At 65.8% G+C, this 664-nt stretch carries 1 rRNA gene; it reads left to right on the top strand.

What is annotated here, in order from left to right:
- The first annotated feature begins 160 nt into the window (after positions 1-160).
- A 5S ribosomal RNA gene (gene rrf, locus DZF91_RS01260) occupies positions 161-277 on the top strand.
- The last annotated feature ends 387 nt before the right edge of the window (positions 278-664 follow it).

Below are 664 nucleotides of genomic sequence, written 5' to 3' on the forward strand. Positions count from 1 at the left end.
GTGGCTTGAACACACTGAACGTTCAAACCAATCGCTGCAAGAAATGTTCGCGTCCCTGTGTGGTTCCCAGGAAACAACTGGGTTCCGTATAGTTGAATAGTGAGCCTGACGGCTCGAACGAGACTTGCCGACCCCATCGTGTGGGGTTGTGCGTTGATCGTTCGGTGGTTATGGCGAGGGGGAAACACCCGGTCCCATCCCGAACCCGGTAGTTAAGCCCCTCAGCGCCGATGGTACTGCATGGGAGACTGTGTGGGAGAGTAGGACGCCGCCGGACTATAATTGGTCGAGGGTCGCCCCGTTTCAGGGGCGGCCCTCGACGCATGTATGGGACCAGTCAAAGTAGGCTGCAAGGGTCCATCGAAGTACCGAGAAACAGTGACGGACGTGATGAGCGCGGAAGACGACGGCCGTAGCGAAGGCCGCGAGCGGCGGGGCAACAACGGCGGGCACGGGGAGCCCGGCCGTCGCGCGGGCGACGCCCGCGGTGGCTTCAAGGGAAATGGGCCCCGGCGTGACGGCGGACCTCGCGGAGGCGCTCCGCGTTCCGGTGGCGAACGCGGCCGTTTCGGAGGCGATGGCGGAGACCGCGGCCGGTCCGGTGGACCGGCCGCCGGCGGACGTTCGTTCGCCGGCGGCCGTGGAAACGGCGGCGGCTGGGGGG

The sequence above is a fragment of the Actinomadura logoneensis genome, from assembly GCF_003428695.1.
Classification (GTDB): Bacteria; Actinomycetota; Actinomycetes; order Streptosporangiales; family Streptosporangiaceae; genus Spirillospora; species Spirillospora logoneensis.